Consider the following 17,656-nt stretch of genomic DNA (forward strand, 5'->3'; position numbering starts at 1 on the left):
CATGGCAAAAGTTTATGACTTACAAGATGTTGAGGTATGGGACGGAAACATGGCTGCAAGCCACGCACTAAGACAAGCACAAATTGATGTAATGGCAGCATATCCAATTACGCCATCTACTCCTATTGTGCAAGATTATGGTAGTTTTGTGGGAAACGGTTATGTTGATGGAGAATTCGTGCTAGTGGAATCAGAGCACGCCGCTATGAGTGGCTGCGTTGGTGCGGCAGCAGCTGGGGGTAGAGTTGCTACTGCTACGAGCTCACAAGGGTTAGCTTTAATGGTTGAAGTACTTTACCAAGCAAGCGGGATGAGATTACCTATTGTTTTAAATCTTGTCAATCGTGCCTTAGCTTCCCCGCTCAATATCCATGGCGATCACTCTGATATGTATCTATGTCGCGATGCGGGTTGGATTCAGTTGTGTACATGCAATCCACAAGAAGCGTATGATTTTAACTTAATGGCTTTTAGAATCGCTGAAGATTATGATGTGCGAGTACCGACAATTGTTAATCAAGATGGCTTCCTAAGCTCGCACACTGCACAAAATGTTCGTCCATTAAGTGATGAAGAAGCCTATAAATTCATTGGTGAATACAAAGTCAAGAATGCAATGCTAGATTTTAGTAAACCAATTACTTATGGCGTACAAGCAGAAGAAGATTGGCACTACGAACATAAAGCACAACTTCACGCCGCAATAATGGAATCTATGCCAATTATTGAACGAGTCTTTAAAGAGTTTAAAGAAAAAACAGGACGTGAATACAAGCCTGTTATGAGCTATGATATGGAAGACGCTGAAGTAGCAATATTTGCTATCGGCACAACCGCAGAATCCGCGCGAATCGCAGCAAGAGCCATGCGTTCAAAAGGCGTAAAGGCTGGTGTTGTTACTCTTCACGTCTTACGTCCTTTTCCCTACGAGCAAATAGGAAAAGCTTTCAGCAATATAAAGGCAGTAGCTATTATGGATAAATCTTCTCCGGGTGGTGCTATGGGTGCTATGTTTAATGAAGTCGCTCCGGCTATCTATCACACAAACAATAAGAATCCAATTCTTTCCAATTACATTTATGGTTTGGGCGAAAGAGATTTAACACAGAAAGATATTATTGCTATCTATGAGGAATTAGCAGCAGACGTACAAGCTGGGAAACTCACACATAAAACACAACAATGGATTTGTCTACGTGGTCAAACAATGGGTTTCCATGAATAGTGAATATATAAATTTAAGATTCTAAAGGAAGTATAATGACAAAAGAATTTAAAAATCTCAAACAATTTAGCAAAACCGCTGAAAGATTCGAAGGCGCGCATTTATTGTGTCCTGGTTGCGCACATGGTATGATTGTACGTGAAGTATTAAATGCTGTGGATGGACCGCTTGCTATTGGAAATTCCACTGGTTGTTTGGAAGTTTCTACTGCAGTGTATCCACATACCTCATGGAATGTTCCTTGGATCCATATAGGCTTTGAAAACGGTTCAACCGCTATTTGTGGTGTTGAAGCAATGTATAAGGCACTTGAAAAAAAAGGTAGATACACAGGGCAAAAACCAAAATTCGTAGCATTTGGTGGTGACGGCGCAACGTATGATATTGGATTCCAATTTATTAGTGGATGTTTTGAGAGAGGGCATGACTTCACATATATTTGCCTTGACAATGAAGTGTATGCCAATACAGGTGGACAACGAAGCGGTTCTACGCCGCTCGGGGCAAGCACTTCTACAACTCCAGCAGGAAGAGTAAGTTACGGTAAAAAGCAAAAAAAGAAAGACTTACTTAATATAATGGCAGCCCATGGCAGCCCGTATGTTGCACAAGTAGCCCCCAATAAATGGAAAGATATGAATGCAAAAATCAAAAAAGCTATCGATACAGAAGGTCCGACATTTATCAACGCGATGAGTGCTTGCACAACTGAATGGAAATTCGACTCAAATCACACAATTGAAATGAGTGATTTAGCAGTAGAAAGTCTCGTTTTTCCTCTCTATGAAATTGTCAATGGACATGAGTTACGTATCACTTACCGACCTAAAAAAATTATTCCAGTAAGAGAATATCTTGCAGCACAAGGTCGCTTTAAACACCTCTTCAAGCCAGAAAATGAACATATTATCGAACAATTCCAAAAAGATGTAGACGATAGATGGGAAATGCTTCAAAGGCGAGAAGAAGCAAAACTATAACTTTAAGAACAAACGGGATTCCAAAAAGATTCTGCGTTTGCAATAATCCTATCCATTCCACATGAGAATAGGATTAGACACAAACGTAATACTGCAATATTTACTGAATCCACACAGCAATTAACCAACCAAACCACACAACATAATTATAAAATCTAACACGTATTAGATTACGACACTTATCAAACTACGATGAACTAGAAACGCTAGATTTAACAGAATTTGAGTTTGTATAATAAAATATTTTATAATTTCGCTCTTATTGAGGCTATTATAAAAAGCAACCTCAAGTCATTCATTGATTGACAACACGTTAAATACTCATAAAGGAATAACATGCAAGTCTACATCGTTCATGGTTTTGAAGCCTATCCACAAAAACATTGGTTTATGTGGCTAAGAGATGAACTCTCCAAGCAACACGTTTCTACTTATATCCCCGCTATGCCAAATGCTGCAAATCCTATACCAGAGGAATGGGATTCTACTCTACAAAGCGAGGTAAAAAATATCGACAAAAATACATACTTCATCGGGCATAGTCTTGGCTGCATTGCAACCTTACGATTTCTTTCTATATTGCAAGAAAGAACACAAATCGGTGGAATCATCCTTGTTTCTGGTTTTGACAAAAGCCTAGACAGTCTCCCGCAGCTTAATCACTTTATGAATATAAATCTTGAGTACAACAAGCTCTGTTCGCTCACAGCCCAGCGACTTGTAATTTCAGCACGAAATGATAACATTGTGCCAACACAGCTAAGTCAAATCCTTGCACAGAATCTACGGGCAACTTTTATCCAAACAGATACAGGAGGGCACTTTATGCAAGATGATAACTTTACAAGTTTCCCACTACTTTTTCATCAACTCACATTTTTCTTTGCAAACAACTCTTAAGGCACATAAACTAAACAAGCAACAAAAATCGCTAGACAATTATCTCTAAAACTATTAAGTCTAGTCTTAAGGGAAATATAATCAATGAATATTCATTACCAACAAAAATATAATGTTACAGAATTTAATGCACAAGAAAGAACGCAAGACTTTCTTCCTAAAGATTCTAAGATTCTAGAATCTAATCCCACTCAAAAGAGAATACATTCCGCTATGTCAAACCAACACACGCTATCTTCACAAGGCAAAACTTCGGAATCTTCTTTGAAAGATTCTAAAAAATACCATCACAAAGAATCGCATTTCAACAACAGCAAAGAACCAACAAAAATACCTTACCTCGCGCTACTTACTCTATCTTTCGCAGTCTTTGTTTTTAACACCTCTGAATTTGTACCTATTGGATTATTAAGCTTGATAGCTAATGATTTTACCATGAGTGAAGCGAAAGTCGGAATGCTCATCACAATGTATGCGTGGGTCGTTGCTCTCGTTTCATTGCCTTTAATGCTGCTACTTTCAAAAGTTGAGCTCAAAAGACTCATGTTGCTTGTGATTAGCATATTTGTATTAAGCCATATTATCTCTGCCCTCTCACAAAATTATTTCATGCTTATGCTCTCTCGCATTGGTGTGGCATGCGCCCACGCGATATTTTGGTCAATTGCTTCACCTATGGCTGTACGACTCGTACCTAAAAACAAACAAAGTCTCGCTTTAAGCTTTATTATTACAGGTAGTGCAATCGCTATCATTCTAGGACTACCGTTAGGACGTGTGATAGGGCTGCATTTAGGATGGAGAATAAGTTTTTTAGCAATCGGGGGTACGGCTTTGTTGGTTGGAATTTTACTCTGGCAAATTTTCCCTAAATTACCTAACACAGATTCTCTTTCTCTTAATGCTCTACCTAAGATTCTCAAAAATAAGAATCTTACTGCTATTTATCTTATCACAGCTGTTTTGGTTACTGCGCATTTTACAGCTTATAGCTATATCGAGCCATTTTTAGCCCATATAGCACATTTCAGCGAACAAGGTATTACGTTTACATTGGTGGCATTCGGAGCAATTGGCATTGTGGGAAGCTTTATTTTCACAAAATACTATGAAGGAAGGGTGAACTTCTTTGTTGCTATGGCTCTGTTTGGAATCTGTATAAGCCTCTTGTTATTGCATATTATGGCAACACATGTTTACTTAACTCTTATTATTTGTCTTTTTTGGGGGCTTGCTATGACGCTCTTTAACCTTACCTTTCAATCTCAAGTTATCTTCCTCGCGCCGCGGGCTACGGCTATTGCCATGTCAATCTACTCTGGCATCTATAATGTCGGCATAGGTAATGGAGCATTAATCGGAGGACTAATCAGTGAATCGTTTAATATCCGTTATATTGGTTATAGCGGTGGCGTCATCGCCATATTAGTGTGTGGATTCTATATCAAACAAATTATTTTTAGCAAACATATCAAAAATAAGAATACAACCTATAAATAAAAAGATTCCCGATACAACAATTCAGTAAATAGATGACATAAGCGCATGTAAGTATTCCTTTCTATTATCTTAAAATACAAAAATCATGCGATAAATCCCCGTATTGGAATCATCTCAATAACAAAATACAATTGGTATGTGGCTAAGAGATGAACTCTCCAAGCAACACGTTTCTACTTATATCCCGGCCTCGCTACTAAAACAATGTATTTGTTAGCCTCGAGTATACATAAGAAGTTGCAAGTTTTACGTATTCCTTGCTAACTTCATAGCCCATAAAATTTCTTTTGAGCTCCAAAGCAGCAAGTGCGCTTGTGCCACTCCCCATAAAAGGGTCTAGGATAATATCCTGTTCAAAACTATAAAATTCTATTAGCCTTTTGGGCAATTCCAGCGGAAAAGGGGCTGGATGCCCGATTTTTTTTGCGCTAACAGCTGGAAACCGCCAAATAGACTTGCTCCATTCCATAAAATTTTCTTTGGAAATGGAATCTTGTTTATCGTTTTTCTTTTTCTCGCGTTTAAAATCGCCTTTGGAAAAAACTAAAATATATTCGTGTGTATCTCTTAGCACAGGATTACTAGCGCTCTTAAAGCTCCCCCAAGCAAGGCTAACTCCACTGCTTGCGCTTTTATCCCAAATAATTTCACCTCGCATTAAAAAACCAAGCTCTAGCATTATTTGATTAATATACATTGTAAGGGGGATATAGGGTTTTCTACCAATATTCGCGATATTAATACAAGCCCTACCACCATTGACTAAAACTCTATAGGTTTCTGCAAGGACATTTTTTAAAAGCTGTAAATATTCCTCTAGGCTTAAGTCATCATCATAATCTTTTCTCACATTATAAGGAGGCGAGGTTACCATTAAATGCACACTATTATCGGGGAGCTCTGGCATATTTTCGCTACTGTGGTTAAAAATTGTATTTAAATTTTGTGGCAAAATTTCATTTTCGTTTTGTGCTTTTTCTTTTTTTGTTTGTAAATTACCATAAAGCTTTGAATGATAGAACTCTGAAGAATCATGTCCAATTCTAGCACTTACACCAAAAGAAGAGGTTTTGGTATGTTTGGTCATCTTATTTCCTTTAATATTGCCAAAAAATGTTCTGCAATTTGTATTTCACTATTATAAAATTATAAGAGTTCTTTCCCGATCCTACCACTTCTATTTTTATCAATAGACTGCAAATACGCATAAATACGTCGTTTATAATGAAAAGTGTCTAATTTATAATTCATAATATCCCGACATTCATCAATACTATCTTTTCCTTTAAATAAGAGATAGTTACCTTGCCCTGCTAGTAAATGCTTACTTTGTGCAATCAGTACATCACTCTTGCAAACCGCTCGAGAAGTGATTAAATCTGCAGTAATAGAAGAAACATTATAAGAGAAGTCGGCAATGATTCTCACATTTCGCAAATCAAGCGATAAAACGGCATATTCTAAAAACGCGACTCTTTTTCTACGCGGTTCAATTAAATAGAAATAAGAATCTGGATAATAACAAGCTAAAGGAATGGCGGGAAACCCTGCTCCGCTGCCTATATCAACACAGACGCTAAAAGCACGCAAAAACCGCACTGGATACAAGCTATCATCAATATGTGATTCAATAGCCTGTTGATTAGTTGCGCCTGTCAAATTATGAATTGCATTCCAATGTAACAAAAGCTGGCTAAAGTCAAGGAGGGTAGAGATGCAACTTGGCTTGATATTTGACATACTTAATCCTTATTGATGGCATAGTTCTTGTATTGTAGTAGCAACTATCAAATAAAAGTAATATTTGATAATAGAGCAATATTCTAGTATGATATTGCCATTCTTTCATTGTTGGAATAAAGAATCACAAATGATTATCTTGTTATCACAATGCAAAACAAAGTCAAACATCTTACTTTTTTGTCAAATGAGGTAAACTATGCAAAGAGCTATTGACTTCTAAATATCCATAAGGATATGCAAGACAAACTAGAGTTGCAAACCCCGATTGCTAGTAAGCTTTATATGAACAAAGCAGGAAATGAGATGTATGAAATTTTTACTTATACTACAGCTTTACGTATCATGCAAGCCATTATAACCTTGCTTTCTATCTCTATCGTTAGCATTCTTTTTTCTATTTTAGGTGGTATTATACTTGGGCGATTAATGATTGCTCAAAGCATTGTTGTCCGCGTATTGTGTAGATTCTTTGTTGAATCCGTACGTATTATTCCCTTAATTGCATGGCTCTTCCTCGTCTATTATGGTATAGCAAGTAACTTTGACATACACATTAGCGCAACTTTAAGTGGTATTATCGTCTTTAGCATGTGGGGTATAGCTGAAATGGGGGATTTGGTACGTGGTAGTATCCTCGCTATTCCAAAACATCAAAGGGAATCTGGACTAGCCTTAGGATTAACTCTTATGCAAATTGAATTATTCATCATTCTACCTCAAGCTATAAAGTCGCTTATCCCTTCAAGTATTAATCTCTTTGGAAGAATCATCAAGACTACATCACTATTGCCCCTAATCGGCGTAGTAGAGATTCTCAAGGTTTCCCAACAACTTATCGAAACAATGGGCAAACATGACACGCATATTTCTTTTTATATTTATACAATGACGTTTGTTCTTTATTTTTTATTGTGCTATCCGTTCTCTTACTTGGGAAATTATCTTGAAAAGAAATTACAATAAAGGCTACAAAGTACAAATGTTTTTCATAATAATCTTTATTTATGTTATGATCCGCCTTACGAATTATATGAATTATGGATGAGAAGTGCTGCGAAAAATAGTATGTTTTTGTTTTTTTCTTGCATGTTCTCTTTCAAGTAAAGCACAAAATTATGGTGGAAACTATGATTGGCGTATGTTAGGTGGAGGTCCTCTACAAATCGTCTCATTGCATTTAGGAACTTCCATTAATACATCGACAAACAAAACTGGTTATAGCATAGGTGCTAGCATAGGTTGGAATTATCTCTCAAGTTTTTATAATCTCTTTGATAAAATTGAGCATATCTTTGATATGGGTATTCGCATAAAATACGACTTTACACAGGATTATCTACAAAGGCATAGTGTAGGTGCGGAACTCCAGTTTCACTTTCCCTATAGTACAAGTAACATTTTTAAAAATATTCCACAACCAGTCTCTGCAATAATAGGTTCAGGGAGTATTTTTATTTGTCAAGATTCTTTATTGCATATTATTCGTGGGTATTATGTCGAAGTTGGTATAGGATTTGCGAAGTTTTTCCCTGTAAATATAAGTTTCATGTATCGTTGGAGTTTTTTTACTAACCCAATGCAGCCTGTTTCAACCCAACACGTCCCAACACAACCTGCACCGATTGAAAAAAGCATTCATATTGTCTTTACATTATTTTAATTTGCTTATTTACTACAATATTTGCTATCAATAATTGTCTCTATAATCTAACCTAATAGCTTTCCTGTATGTTAGGAAAACGTACCTCTTTTACATCTTTTGCGTATTCTTTAATTGCCTGTTTTAGAATCTCTTTCCCATTACAATAACGTCGCACAAATTTAGGTTGAAATTTATCAAAAAATCCAAACACATCACTCCATACTAGAATCTGCCCATCGCAACACGATCCGGCACCTATACCAATAGTAGGAATATCAAGCTCTCTTGTGATATTTTCTGCTACACTTGCTTGAATACCCTCACACAAGATTCCAAACGCACCTGCTTCCTGCATAGCGCAAGCAGTATCTACAAGCAGCTTTGCTTGTGATTCATTTTTGCCTTTTACTTTAAAGCCCCCCTCGAAACGAGCATATTGCGGCATAAGCCCGATATGCGCCATTACCGCTATTCCCTCATCGCATAATGCCCTGACAATATCCACTTTATCTAACCCGACTTCAACCTTAATAGAATCTACCGCACTCTCTTTATAGAATCTTAGGGCATTTTGCAACGCCATTTCTTTAGTTGCATAACTTCCAAAGGGCATATCAGCAATAATAAACGCTCTACTTGCACCTTTGCACACTGCTTTAGCATGGTAAAGCATCTCTTCCATAGTTGCTCCAAGTGTTTCACTTTCACCGCCAAAGCTCATTTTTAAGCTATCGCCCACTAAAATAATATCAACCTCTTCATCAAAAATCGCCGACATAAGAGCATCATAAGCGGTAATTGCAACAATTTTTTCTTTCCCTTTTTTAGCCTTTATATCATTAATCGTAATTTTTTTTCTTGCCTGCATTCAATCTCCTTAAACAATAGACGATGATAGAGGATTCTATCACAAAATATTATGAGCACTTTGACAAAACTCATCAATGTTATTGGTACAACTGAAAGAGAAAAACGATACAATAAAAATATTTCATTTAGGAGATACAAGTGGAATTTCTTATTAATTTCTTTGCAAATGAAAATATCGAGAATACAAATTTATTCTCTCTCCTAAACTGCTCCAAGCATGAGGCAACTTTACTACGCGAAATGGTTTATTGTTTTTTCAAAGGAGAAAGTGTAATAGAAATTGCAACATTTTTAGAGAATCTTTATTCAGTAAGAGGATTAGAAATACTGCCCTATCTAAAGGAAATCAGACATCTTATTGAACTTGGCTGGATTCGAAATATCGATTCTATTGAAAGCACATTGGAATTACGTAACGCAAACATATCACTTAGCCCAGCACTTTTATGTTTGTTGGAAGATGGGCAGATTTTACGTAGTCATATTAAGGCAAAACACTACCAAAATGCTTTGGAATATTTACAAGATGAGTGGAACAGACTAGAATGTATTTTACAATGCAACAAAACGCCGTCTCTTAACTTCAATCATTACCTTTCAAAAGCTTGCAACAATTATCTTGGCAAACTTGAAAGCATCATCGATAAAAATTTGGCAAAAAATAGGAAAAAATTAAAAATATTACAATGCTTTGAAAAGCATCATTTCAATAAATATGAGAAACTTATTTTTCTATTGCTCGCGCAAGCACAATATAACGGCTCTTACGGGCTCACAATCAAAGAAATTATCTTGTTAGGAAATTCTGAAGAAGAAAAAATAACCATCCAACAGCTTCTTTCAAGCAAAGCAAAATTAGTCAAACAAGGGCTTATTGCTTTTTCAGAATCTTTTAGCGATTTTTCTTTTATGGAACAAGAAGTATTCATTCCGCATAATATTTTTAACGCGCTAGTTTTCGAGAAAAGTAACCATAAAGTAACATTGGCAGAAGAAGTAGAGAAAAGTGAAATTTTTGATTATATCGAACCAAAAAAGGGGCTAGAATTTATGGTGCTAGATAAGAATCTTACAGAGAGATTCAAAATTTTATTGCAACATCTTAACCCCACGATTCACAAAAAGCTAAAATTATGGGGTATCAAAGAACATGACAATATAGATTCTAAAATTCTTTTATATGGGGATAGTGGAACAGGTAAAACAAGTAGTGCTTATGCCTTAGCCAAGGACTTAAAACAGCAAATTCTTAGTCTTGATTGTTCTAAGATTCTTTCTATGTATGTCGGAGAAAGTGAAAAAAACGTCCGCAAAATCTTTGACGAATACAAACAAATTACAGAAAGGATAAAAGATAAACCGATTTTACTTCTCGATGAAGCAGATCAGCTACTTACCTCGAGAAGTGATTTCGGCAGCAGTACTAGTCGCATGTATCACCAAATGCAAAATATTTTTTTGGAACAAATTGAGAAATTCAAAGGTATTCTTATTGCGACTACCAATCTAGTAGACAGTTTGGATTCTGCCTTTTCAAGAAGATTCCATTATAAGATTTGTTTTCAAAGACCAAACAAAGAGCAAAGAGCAAAAATATGGGAGCTTCATTTTCCTAAAAATGCAGAGTTTACCGAAAATATCCATACACTGTCTAAGCAACTCTCCGATTTTGATTTAAGCGGCGGACAAATTAAAATTATTGTAGAGAATACTTGCTATAAAGTCGCTATACAAAAAGAATCTATCTTTTCTTATAATGATTTTTATGAAGAAATACAGAAAGAACAAAGCGGAGAATTTGGAACAAACAAAAAACTAGGATTTCTATTATCATAATGAAATATGAAAGGCAATAATGCAAAATCAAACCTCTATATCTTTTATTATAACTTCTATTGTGGTAAACATTATGATCGCAGGCTGTTTTTTCTTTGCAACCAAAAGCGTTTTTGATAAAAGCAATTATGAAATTGTCAAATTGGAAGTCGATAATCACGTCTTACTTAGTCCTCAAGAACTAGCAAATCAAGCCAAAAATCAACTCTTCCATGGCAATAAACAAAATACTCTTTTGGATAATAACTTCCTCCTCAATCCTCACGGGAAAGCCATGCAAAACAACCAAAATGATATTAACACGGCTTTTGAACAACTCAAGCTTCGCAACAATCAAGACGAAAGCCTTGAAGATATTGCAGCCACGCCCTTGAATGAATTAGCAAAAATTACTCTTAAATCAACTTTCAATCTTGATAAAACACAAGATATTTTATACGGTAAAATAGGCTGCAACAATTATACTGCAAAGTTCTTTTGGCAAGATTCTACAAAGATAGTAGTATCTGGTGGTGCTAGTACAAGAAAGCTTTGTTATCCCAAAGAAGTCTCCGATTTCCAAAATGCCTTTGTGCGCAACCTTGATGGAATCTATACAATTACAAAGTTACGTAACCGTAAGGGGTATGTGCTAAATAATGGACACATAAGAATCTACTTAAGATAGTCTTTATTAATCGCACTATCATACTGCTTATTTATCTACTTTATCTACTATTTGCCATCTAGCCACTTACAGCAACATCTGCCGTAAGATTTTGAAGAGCGTTTTTATAACGTTGCACAAAATCAGAATTCGCATTAAAAATCTTCATACCATTCAGCTTATTGGCATTAATAACAAAAGGTTGCGTCTCCTTATTTTCTCTCTTAATGCTCTCTTGTTGTACAAGCTTATCTTCTCCGAGTGCTAATTTCTTGGAACGTAATTTTTCAATATCAGCTAACGGATAAAGTTTTTGTACAGCTAGCATTTTTTCAGATTCGCTCATGCCTGCCGTTGCACGAAGCCATGCCTGATATTCTTGTTCACTCATGAGCTCCAAAATAACAAGTCCATAAGTTTGTCTTTCAGAATGAGAATCTGACTGCAACTCCTCGCTTGCTTTTGCGGCATTATTATTTTGTACTGCGACACCTTTTTTAATATAGTGTGTTTGGGTATTATAAAGTCCTAAGTTACCCCCTAACAACGAAGACTGCATATCAACCATATAAAAATCCTAACCTTATTTATAAAATATATTTCAGAATCAAGCAAAAATAATTCCTAACTTTTTGCAGCAAAAATGAAAGTTGATTCGTGTATTGTCAGTATTAACAAGTTATAATTAAACTCTGAACGTATAACGTAAAAGGAGATAATATGCCAAAAGACATAGAAGACTACGAAATATTTAACGACGATTTTTCTTATGATGACAAAGATTCTAATGAAGAGGATTATGTAACTGATGAATACGAAATAGATTCTGACACGGGATATTCAAGTCAATATGATGATGATGACTATGAAAGTCCAGACAAAGACTATGATGGAGAGTAAAATGCCCTCAAGGAGTAAATATTTGAATCTTGCGTTGATTCAAGAGCAATTTATCTTTCATAAACAAGATTCTCGGCATGAATCACATAACGATTCGGCGGAAATCTTAGAATCTTATCACAGATACAACATGGAAGAAATGCGTAAAAAAACAAAAAAACATATTCAAGAAGCAAGTAAGCAAGCAGATTTAGTTTTGTTGCAAGAATTGCATACTACACAATATTTCTGTCAAAGCGAAGAAACAAAATACTTTGCTTTCGCTGCGAGTTTTGAGGAGAATGTTTGCTTCTTTTCTGAAGTCGCCAATGAGTGCAGTGTTGTTATAGTTACCTCGCTATTTGAACAACGAACGCAAGGGATTTATCACAATACTGTCGTAGTTTTTGAAAAAGACGGTAGCATCGCCGGTAAATATCGCAAAATGCACATTCCAGACGACCCACAATTCTATGAGAAATTTTATTTTACTCCAGGTGATTCTGGGTTTAAGCCAATTGCTACGAGTGTCGGCAAATTAGGGGTGCTTATTTGTTGGGATCAATGGTTCCCTGAAGCGGCGAGAATCATGGCGATGCACGGGGCTGATATACTAATTTACCCCACTGCAATTGGTTGGATTGACGCGGATAGCAAAGAAGAGCAGCAAAGGCAACTAGAAGCTTGGCAAATCATTCAAAGAGGGCATGCTATAGCAAATGGTATTCCTGTGGCAAGCATCAATCGTGTAGGATTTGAACCTAATTTATCATACAATAAAGCACATTGCAACAAACAACAAGGAATATATTTCTTTGGTAATAGCTTCGTATGTGGTGCGCAAGGCGAAATATTAGCTCAAGCTAACCAAAAAGAAGAGATTCTCTACGCTAACATTGATTTGGAGAGGACGAAAGCAGTTCGTGATATTTGGCCTTTTTTCCGAGATAGACGAATAGAGCATTATCACGATATACTCAAGATTTATGGATATTAGCATACGTTTTCATAGGCTGCTAGCAGGGGCTTTTAACAGGCAAATTATCATCCTGTATTGCGAATGCCTTGTGCAATACCAATAATTGTACCATGTATTTGCTCCATAAGCCGATTGCGCAAGTCATTATATTGAGCACTTTTATATTTTTTAATCAATTCAATTTGCAATAAACTCAAAGCCTTAATATTAGTCATACGTGCTAAAATTCTTTCACGTAGGTTAGGATTTGTTTCTAATAAATAATTTTCATTTCTAACAATTAGCAACCATTCAAGCGTTTTTTGATGTTCATCACAAACCTTATTCCACACACTTTTTCTTAACCCCAATTCACTCACAAAACCGTTATAACATTCTGCAATTTCCATATCTACTTTGATAAACCCCTGCGCAATAGTATCAATCGTGGTTTTAAAGAAAATCGATCTGCTATAACATTCCTGCAACAATTCCTTGTTAGCTAAACCACTGAGTGCGCTACCCAAACCATACCATGCAGGAATAATGGAACGATTTTGCGTCCAAGCAAAAACCCAAGGAATAGCACGTAAATCTTCCACACGCTGTGTATCTTTGCGCTTGCTTGGGCGCGAACCTAAATTAAGATTCTGTATAAACTCTATCGGCGTAGCATGTTTAAAGTATTCCACAAAATTAGGAGTTTCATAGACAAGATTACGATAAGCTCGATAAGAAATTCGTGAAAGCTCCTCTAATCTCGGTAAATAAGGATCTGTTTGACAATAAAATTGCTTTGACTTCTCAATATCTAACTCTTTTGAATCTTTTGAATCTTTTACGCAGAAATTATCATGAGTAGCTTTTTTTAGTAAGCTAGCTAAAGTAAGGGCGAAACTTCTAATGGCAATTCGCGGATTTAGGTAACGAGAAGAGATAATCTCTCCTTGCTCCGTTGTTTTAAGCGTTGTGCCTATGCTCCCTGTTGGAAACGCTAAAAGAGCGTTTTCAAGCTGCCCTCCTCCTCGACTAATGCTACCTCCTTTGCCATGGAAGAGCATAAAATGTATTCCCAATCTAGATTCTAATTTGACAAGATTAGAAATAGCTTTATAAAGTGAGTAATTAGAAGTGAAAATCCCGCCGTCTTTGCTCGAATCTGAATAACCAATCATAATCTGTTGTGCATTGCCCGAATCTCGTAAATATTGTCTATAATGTTCATTTTTGGTGAGTGTTTCTAAAATTTCTTCTGCATTTTCCAAGTCATCAATAGTCTCAAAAAGCGGCGTAATAAAAATACCCGATTTCCCCTCTTTCATTATAGTTTCGCCACTATCAAGCATCTTTATCTTGCCTCTCTGCCATAATCCACTGCAATAAGCAAGATATAAAACAGCTAGCAAATCACTAGCCGTTGTTGTCATAGAAACAATAAAACTCTTCAGCACATCTTTACTAATCGCTTCTTTCGCCCATAAAACTCGCAAAAACGCATTAAGAGTGTGTCGAGTTTGCGGACTAACATCCCATAAGATTCCATTAAGATTAATCGGGGATTCACTTAGCACCTTATTGAGAATCTCGATTTTCTTGGATTCATGTCTGTGCAAAAAGTCACTATCCGTATATCCTAATAGACATAGCACTTCAGAAACCGCGCTTAAATACATATCTCTATGTTCGCGAAAATCAAGCTGCATTAAATGGAATCCTCCAAGCAAAACTAGATTACGTAAACTTTTTAATCTTGTCGACGAAAGATTATCGAGCGAGGCAATCAGCATATCAATATCTTCTAAAAGCTCCTTAGGACTGCGATAAGTGAAATCAATATCATTGACTGAATTAACCTTTAATAAATGGTTTTGTAACTTTAATTTAATGAGATTAAGCTTCGCGCGAAACGGCTCTCTCTCATGTAATTTCAATGAAGTTTGATTAAGATATGCTTTTTCTTTTTGCAATGATTTTTGCAATTCTTTACTTGGCATACAGAAATCTACTGAAAGAGAAAGTTCACGTATGAGTTTATTGATTTCCTTAATATAAGTAGTAATAATGAGTTCATGCTGCATCTTCATAACACGCGTCATCATTTCATTAGTTACAAAAGGATTCCCATCTCTATCACCACCTATCCAACTTCCCAATTTAATCGGAGAAATTTTCAAAGGTTTATTTAATCGATTAGACACTTGATTAAGCACGCGTAAGGCACTAGGCAAAATACTATTTTCTACAATAAAAAGCAAATTATCAAGCTCAAAAATTACCTCTAGTTTTTCACTGCGAACCAAATGACTATTCCAGAGCAAATGTAAGCGGTATTTAATATTATGACGACTTTGTTGCATCTCCCTATCTTTATTTGGTACTACATTAGATTGCGTATAGAAAAAATGTTCAATCTTCTCTAATTCTCTTGTGATTTCTTGATGAGCCTCAAGAAATGTTCTACGTCGAGATTCGGTAGGATGTGCAGTAAAAACAGGATAGAATCGAATAGATTCCAAAACCTTATCGCAATCTACTCTATCGAATCCTTCGGATTCCAAGCTTTGATACGCTTCTGCAATACTCCTAGAAACACTTGCAATCTGCGCTTGTTCCTGCTCGTCATAAATATTTAAAATGATATTATGCAAAGAACATGCCTTAATAATACCCATAAGATGCTCGCTCTCACTAATTTCATCAAATAATGATTTAAGCTTTGCTAAATCTACGTCTTTCTCATGCAATGATTGGAAAAGCAACAAAAAAACTTCTTTAACTTTTGGTTCATTTTCCTCAATAACTTCCAACAAAATATCTCTTAAAATTGTATATTTTGATAATTCCTCTTGCATTGTCCACCTTTTCTTAATTATGCTATCATTAAGTATATTTTAGCATTTTAAATAAGGAATATAAATGGCATTACAAGTATATTACGATAAAGATTGTGATTTGGGGTTGATTCAGAAGAAAAAAGTAGCCATTATTGGCTTTGGCAGCCAAGGACATGCACATGCAGAAAACTTGCGCGATAGCGGCGTTGATGTGGTGATTGGGCTTTATAAAAATGGCAAAAGTTGGGCAAAAGCTGAAGCAAAACAATTCAAGGTTCTTGAGGTAAGCGAAGCGACAAAAGTTGCCGATGTGGTGATGATACTTATCCCCGATGAATTGCAGGCTGATATTTTTGAACGCGATATCGCGCCCTATCTCAAAGAGGATAAAATCATCGCCTTTGGGCATGGCTTTAATATCCACTTTGGGCAAATCAAAGCCCCTAAAGGTGTGGGCGTGATTATGGTTGCCCCTAAAGCACCGGGACATACAGTAAGAAGCGAATTTGTCAAAGGAGGCGGAATCCCCGATTTGATTGCTGTGGGGCAAGACACAAGCAAAGGCGATGCAAAGGCGATTGCCTTAAGCTATGCAAGTGCCATTGGCGGCGGGCGTAGCGGCATTATCGAAACTACCTTTAAAGACGAAACCGAGACAGATTTATTCGGCGAGCAAGCCGTGCTTTGTGGTGGCGTAACGAGCCTTGTCAAAGCGGGCTTTGAAACGCTAACCGAAGCGGGCTATCCTGAGGAAATGGCATATTTTGAATGCCTGCATGAGCTCAAATTGATTGTGGATTTGATTTATGAAGGCGGGCTTGCAAATATGCGCTATTCTATTTCTAATACAGCGGAATATGGCGATATGGTAAGCGGTCCGCGCGTTATCAATGCTGAATCAAAAAAGGCGATGAAACAGATTCTAAACGATATTCAAGAAGGGCGATTTGCCAAGGACTTTATCCTAGAGCGCAAGGCGGGTTATGCAAGAATGAATGCGGAGAGAAAGAATCTGGCAAATCATAAAATTGAGAGAGTCGGCGAAAGATTGCGCGCGATGATGCCTTGGATTGGGGCAAATAAACTGGTGGATAAGGATAAAAACTAGATTCTGCTAAAGCTAGGATAAGGGGGTGCCTTGTCTTAGCAGCAAAGCCTGCAAAATCGGAATCTTCTGCTTTTTGGTATAGAAATTCCCAATAGGCAAGACAGCAACTCTTAAAGAGATTCGAATATTAATTATCTGAAAATCAAGAGGTTTGGCAAAGAAAGAAGGGCTAAGAATGCGCATGAAGCCAGCTAAAAGCAGATATTGTAATCCAATGCTAGTTTGTATGCTATGTAATTGTTTATAAAGCAAATCTTCAAATTCTTCTCTTGTTTTACCATCTGATTCAATAAGAAAGGTGGGAATCTGTAATTGTTTTGCACGAGTGAGCACATAGGCATTTTTCTTATCGCTAATCACTCCTATGATTTGGAGCTTTTTAGAGCTATATGAGAGAGATTCAAACGGAGCGTTTGTTGTAATATGTGTGTTTTTTGGAGTTATAGAATCTTTAGTGTTTGAATCTTTTGAATCTTTTTTGGACGTTTTTGTAAGAAAAAAGCCATTGTCTTGCAAAGCTTGCGCTAGGGGTTTA

17 protein-coding genes are annotated in these 17,656 nt (G+C 36.4%); 11 read left to right on the top strand and 6 right to left on the bottom strand.

What is annotated here, in order from left to right; translation table 11 throughout:
- Position 1: 1 nt before the first annotated feature.
- The 4 genes from CQA66_RS06900 (at position 2) to CQA66_RS06915 (ending at position 4,605) form a co-directional block, all read left to right on the top strand.
- Complete coding sequence (locus CQA66_RS06900) at positions 2–1,225, top strand: 2-oxoacid:ferredoxin oxidoreductase subunit alpha (RefSeq protein ID WP_104762237.1); 1,224 nt, start codon at positions 2–4, stop codon at positions 1,223–1,225.
- Between the two features lie 35 nt (positions 1,226–1,260).
- The gene (locus tag CQA66_RS06905) at positions 1,261–2,205 is read left to right on the top strand and encodes a thiamine pyrophosphate-dependent enzyme (protein ID WP_104762238.1); all 945 of its coding nucleotides are present in this window, start codon (positions 1,261–1,263) and stop codon (positions 2,203–2,205) included.
- Between the two features lie 336 nt (positions 2,206–2,541).
- Entirely contained in the window at positions 2,542–3,105 is a 564-nt protein-coding gene (locus CQA66_RS06910) for an RBBP9/YdeN family alpha/beta hydrolase (protein ID WP_104762239.1), read from the top strand.
- Positions 3,106–3,189: 84 nt separating this feature from the next.
- Positions 3,190–4,605, top strand: a complete 1,416-nt coding sequence (locus CQA66_RS06915) for a sugar transporter (protein ID WP_233707646.1) — start codon at positions 3,190–3,192, stop codon at positions 4,603–4,605.
- A gap of 196 nt (positions 4,606–4,801) precedes the next feature.
- Here the strand turns inward: CQA66_RS06915 and CQA66_RS06920 are convergent, their stop codons facing one another.
- Together CQA66_RS06920 and rsmG are read right to left on the bottom strand one after the other, a co-directional pair.
- Entirely contained in the window at positions 4,802–5,692 is an 891-nt protein-coding gene (locus CQA66_RS06920; RefSeq protein WP_104762240.1) for a DNA-methyltransferase, read from the bottom strand.
- A gap of 59 nt (positions 5,693–5,751) precedes the next feature.
- Positions 5,752–6,345, bottom strand: coding sequence for a 16S rRNA (guanine(527)-N(7))-methyltransferase RsmG (gene rsmG, locus CQA66_RS06925; protein ID WP_104762241.1), 594 nt, complete (start codon positions 6,343–6,345; stop codon positions 5,752–5,754).
- A gap of 237 nt (positions 6,346–6,582) precedes the next feature.
- On the opposite strand from rsmG, the gene CQA66_RS06930 reads away from it, so the two are divergent.
- A complete protein-coding gene (locus tag CQA66_RS06930; protein ID WP_411698423.1) occupies positions 6,583–7,311 on the top strand; it encodes an amino acid ABC transporter permease in 729 nt (242 codons plus the stop codon).
- A gap of 85 nt (positions 7,312–7,396) precedes the next feature.
- Positions 7,397–8,008, top strand: coding sequence for a hypothetical protein (locus CQA66_RS06935; protein ID WP_104762242.1), 612 nt, complete (start codon positions 7,397–7,399; stop codon positions 8,006–8,008).
- A gap of 52 nt (positions 8,009–8,060) precedes the next feature.
- Here the strand turns inward: CQA66_RS06935 and panB are convergent, their stop codons facing one another.
- Positions 8,061–8,858 (bottom strand): 3-methyl-2-oxobutanoate hydroxymethyltransferase, encoded by a 798-nt coding sequence (panB, locus tag CQA66_RS06940; protein WP_104762243.1) that lies wholly within the window; start codon positions 8,856–8,858, stop codon positions 8,061–8,063.
- Positions 8,859–8,998: 140 nt separating this feature from the next.
- Here panB and CQA66_RS06945 point away from each other — a divergent pair, with 140 nt between their 5' ends.
- Together CQA66_RS06945 and CQA66_RS06950 are read left to right on the top strand one after the other, a co-directional pair.
- The gene (locus tag CQA66_RS06945) at positions 8,999–10,696 is read left to right on the top strand and encodes an ATP-binding protein (protein ID WP_233707647.1); all 1,698 of its coding nucleotides are present in this window, start codon (positions 8,999–9,001) and stop codon (positions 10,694–10,696) included.
- Between the two features lie 19 nt (positions 10,697–10,715).
- Positions 10,716–11,363, top strand: coding sequence for an META domain-containing protein (locus CQA66_RS06950; protein ID WP_104762245.1), 648 nt, complete (start codon positions 10,716–10,718; stop codon positions 11,361–11,363).
- Positions 11,364–11,421: 58 nt separating this feature from the next.
- On the opposite strand, the gene CQA66_RS06955 is transcribed toward CQA66_RS06950, so the two are convergent.
- Positions 11,422–11,901: an HP1233 family protein gene (locus CQA66_RS06955; protein ID WP_104762256.1), complete on the bottom strand. Its 480-nt coding sequence runs from the start codon at positions 11,899–11,901 to the stop codon at positions 11,422–11,424.
- A gap of 161 nt (positions 11,902–12,062) precedes the next feature.
- Here CQA66_RS06955 and CQA66_RS06960 point away from each other — a divergent pair, with 161 nt between their 5' ends.
- Both CQA66_RS06960 and CQA66_RS06965 read left to right on the top strand, forming a co-directional pair.
- Positions 12,063–12,242 (top strand): hypothetical protein, encoded by a 180-nt coding sequence (locus tag CQA66_RS06960; RefSeq protein WP_104762246.1) that lies wholly within the window; start codon positions 12,063–12,065, stop codon positions 12,240–12,242.
- A 139-nt stretch (positions 12,243–12,381) separates the two neighbouring features.
- A complete protein-coding gene (locus CQA66_RS06965) occupies positions 12,382–13,218 on the top strand; it encodes a carbon-nitrogen hydrolase (protein WP_104762257.1) in 837 nt (278 codons plus the stop codon).
- A 47-nt stretch (positions 13,219–13,265) separates the two neighbouring features.
- Here the strand turns inward: CQA66_RS06965 and CQA66_RS06970 are convergent, their stop codons facing one another.
- A complete protein-coding gene (locus tag CQA66_RS06970) occupies positions 13,266–16,031 on the bottom strand; it encodes a phosphoenolpyruvate carboxylase (RefSeq protein WP_104762247.1) in 2,766 nt (921 codons plus the stop codon).
- A gap of 64 nt (positions 16,032–16,095) precedes the next feature.
- Here CQA66_RS06970 and ilvC point away from each other — a divergent pair, with 64 nt between their 5' ends.
- The gene (ilvC, locus tag CQA66_RS06975; RefSeq protein ID WP_104762248.1) at positions 16,096–17,121 is read left to right on the top strand and encodes a ketol-acid reductoisomerase; all 1,026 of its coding nucleotides are present in this window, start codon (positions 16,096–16,098) and stop codon (positions 17,119–17,121) included.
- A gap of 12 nt (positions 17,122–17,133) precedes the next feature.
- On the opposite strand, the gene CQA66_RS06980 is transcribed toward ilvC, so the two are convergent.
- Positions 17,134–17,656: formyltransferase family protein (locus CQA66_RS06980; RefSeq protein ID WP_267892931.1), on the bottom strand; the 523-nt coding region annotated here is incomplete at its 5' end.

This window comes from Helicobacter aurati, from assembly GCF_003364265.1.
Lineage (GTDB): Bacteria > Campylobacterota > Campylobacteria > Campylobacterales > Helicobacteraceae > Helicobacter_A > Helicobacter_A aurati.

Coding starts and splice junctions, on each gene's coding strand:
- CQA66_RS06900 (WP_104762237.1), top strand. CDS start 2: ATGGCAAAAGTTTATGACTTACAAGATGTTGAGGTATGGGACGGAAAC.
- CQA66_RS06905 (WP_104762238.1), top strand. CDS start 1,261: ATGACAAAAGAATTTAAAAATCTCAAACAATTTAGCAAAACCGCTGAA.
- CQA66_RS06910 (WP_104762239.1), top strand. CDS start 2,542: ATGCAAGTCTACATCGTTCATGGTTTTGAAGCCTATCCACAAAAACAT.
- CQA66_RS06915 (WP_233707646.1), top strand. CDS start 3,190: ATGAATATTCATTACCAACAAAAATATAATGTTACAGAATTTAATGCA.
- CQA66_RS06920 (WP_104762240.1), bottom strand. CDS start 5,692: ATGACCAAACATACCAAAACCTCTTCTTTTGGTGTAAGTGCTAGAATT.
- rsmG (WP_104762241.1), bottom strand. CDS start 6,345: ATGTCAAATATCAAGCCAAGTTGCATCTCTACCCTCCTTGACTTTAGC.
- CQA66_RS06930 (WP_411698423.1), top strand. CDS start 6,583: ATGCAAGACAAACTAGAGTTGCAAACCCCGATTGCTAGTAAGCTTTAT.
- panB (WP_104762243.1), bottom strand. CDS start 8,858: ATGCAGGCAAGAAAAAAAATTACGATTAATGATATAAAGGCTAAAAAA.
- CQA66_RS06950 (WP_104762245.1), top strand. CDS start 10,716: ATGCAAAATCAAACCTCTATATCTTTTATTATAACTTCTATTGTGGTA.
- CQA66_RS06955 (WP_104762256.1), bottom strand. CDS start 11,901: ATGCAGTCTTCGTTGTTAGGGGGTAACTTAGGACTTTATAATACCCAA.
- CQA66_RS06960 (WP_104762246.1), top strand. CDS start 12,063: ATGCCAAAAGACATAGAAGACTACGAAATATTTAACGACGATTTTTCT.
- CQA66_RS06965 (WP_104762257.1), top strand. CDS start 12,382: ATGCGTAAAAAAACAAAAAAACATATTCAAGAAGCAAGTAAGCAAGCA.
- CQA66_RS06970 (WP_104762247.1), bottom strand. CDS start 16,031: ATGCAAGAGGAATTATCAAAATATACAATTTTAAGAGATATTTTGTTG.
- ilvC (WP_104762248.1), top strand. CDS start 16,096: ATGGCATTACAAGTATATTACGATAAAGATTGTGATTTGGGGTTGATT.